Annotated in this window: 3 protein-coding genes; all 3 read right to left on the bottom strand. The window is 53.4% G+C overall.

Annotated features, from left to right (window positions below):
• On the bottom strand, positions 1-480 hold a 480-nt coding region (locus VLA04_02820; protein HSI20613.1), incomplete at its 3' end, for a lectin-like protein.
• 41 nt (positions 481-521) lie between these two features.
• On the bottom strand, positions 522-1,058 hold the full coding sequence (locus VLA04_02815) for a hypothetical protein (GenBank protein ID HSI20612.1): 537 nt from the start codon (positions 1,056-1,058) through the stop codon (positions 522-524).
• Between the two features lie 126 nt (positions 1,059-1,184).
• A partial coding sequence (locus VLA04_02810) for a sulfatase/phosphatase domain-containing protein (protein ID HSI20611.1) occupies positions 1,185-2,054 on the bottom strand: 870 nt, incomplete at its 5' end.

Raw genomic sequence — 2,054 nt, 5'->3', positions numbered from 1 at the left:
CTCGCAAATATAGCCCACTACGGGATTATCATGGCCAGATGCGCCTGCATCCCATTCCCTGACTCGGTCGTTCCATCCACCCTTCCAAGTGCTTAGATAGTGTTCGATACCATACTGGTTGTCTGGCTGCCCGGGTACCCACACGGTGAACGTCACCAAGGAGTCATCCACCCATCTCCATTGACCTTCAGTCTTCGAATCTGTCGCACCCAGCCAGACCGTAGATGGCGTGAGGGTCAGGATCTTTTTCCACGTATCCTCGTCGCGAATGATGGCAAGTCGACCGCCCAAGGCTTCGCACTTGCTTTTAGCGCGGTTCCAGTCCAGCTTCTCCATTATCGCAGCGAACCAACGGCCGTTGATAAACTTCGCATCGGCAGGAGCCTTGAATGGCGGACGAGGGGATGCGGGAACTTGACAGATAACCTGCTGTGCATTTCCACACGAGAAAAGCAAAATCATCGCAATCAGGAGTTTCATAGTGTGCAAACCTTTGACGTAAAAAATGAAATGAATTTACCTTAGTCCCGGGTCTTAACGTCGACTTCCGCCCATGCCTGTTCCTTGTCTGGCGACAACCAATACCCTTCATGAAGTTTATGAGAGGTGGTGATGCCGTCTGTAAGCCTGTCTTCAGCATCCCGTTTGTCGCCTCTCAAGACTCCATTGGCACGCGCCACTTTTCCTTTAGCCAAGTTTTTCTCGTTTCTGAGGAATTCGATCTCAGCAAGTCCGGCTCCTTTCTGGACGCTTTCCACGATTTCTACTCTTACCGTATCAGTTGCTGCGGTGGGAACTATCAGCGCCAAGAAACAATCTTTACCTGGCTCCCATGGGATGGCCACGTTGTTCTTACGGAAGATCTCTTTCCCTTTGGTGATCAACACGACATTGAGGAGCGTCGAACCACGGTTGTTAAAGCCTGAATGGTGTTGATTCCATATCACTACGGTAGTTCTCTTTTCATTCAATTTTTCAGGCGGCAGCAACTCGCCAACTTGCGCTGATAGGCTGCCGAAACCAAGAAGAACGGCGAGAGGTAGGCAGAGGTGCTTCATTTTGCGTAGGCAGTACGTGAAGGGTTATGCGGCGGATTATTATCACGCATTGACCAAAACGCAAGGCGTGGGCAGCGCTAAGAGAACTATTGCGTAGGAGGGTGTGAAGCCTGGCAGGCTGTGGCACTACCGGATCTTCGCCTCAGGCAGCTCCTTCTTCACTCCTTCATCCAGGGGCATCTTGTCCTCCTCAATTCCTGCCTCATCCATGAGCACCGCCAGCTGCACCTGAAGCTCACGCTTCTTTGCATCGTGAGCGGGAATGGAGATCAAATTCTGTGTTTCACCTGGATCGGTCTTCAAATTATACAGTTCAGCCATGTGGCGGTCTTCGCCGTCATCGCCATGAGGGTAGTGGATGTGCTTCCAGTTGTTGGTGCGAATCCCCCGGATGTTGGGCGTATAGGGGAACTGCTTCTCGTAGTTATACTCATAGAACCATGCGCTGCGCCATTTCTTGTCTCCTGCCTTTACCAGCTTCACCCAGGACTTGCCCTGAGCGGCGGACAATGGTGCGGCTCCACACAGGTCCAGCAGGCTGGGAGCCACGTCCAGGGTCAGCACCTGCTCGGTGATGACCTTGGGCTTCTCCACTGGAGCCATCCTGGGATAGCGCACCAGCAGGGGGATGCGGATGCTGGCATCGTGCATGGCGCGCTTGTCCACCATGCCGTTTTCCCCATTGAGCAGTCCGTTGTCGCCCATGAAGACGATGATGGTGTTGTCCAGTTGGCCACTTTCCTCCAGATGCTTCGTCAGTGCTCCCACGCTGTCATCCACACTGAGTATGACGCCCCAGTAGCCATGGATCATGTTCTCAAAGTCTTTCACTCCCTCGGGCTTGTCATTGGGGAATTCCTTCCGCCATTCAAAGAGTGGCCCGTAGATGCCATGCCAGGTGTTTAGCCGGTCGCGATACCACTTGGGCTTGTCGGACAGCTGGAAGGCGCTCTTGGGGTAGGGGACTCGCACTTCGTCAAACACGTGCGCATACTT

It is taken from the genome of Verrucomicrobiia bacterium, assembly GCA_035460805.1.
Lineage (GTDB): Bacteria > Patescibacteriota > UBA1384 > CAILIB01 > CAILIB01 > DATHWI01.
This window is presented reverse-complemented; position numbering and strand designations above follow the sequence as displayed.

Bases quoted from the DNA above. Each gene is read 5' to 3' on its own strand.
- VLA04_02815 (HSI20612.1), bottom strand. From the start codon at position 1,058: ATGAAGCACCTCTGCCTACCTCTCGCCGTTCTTCTTGGTTTCGGCAGC.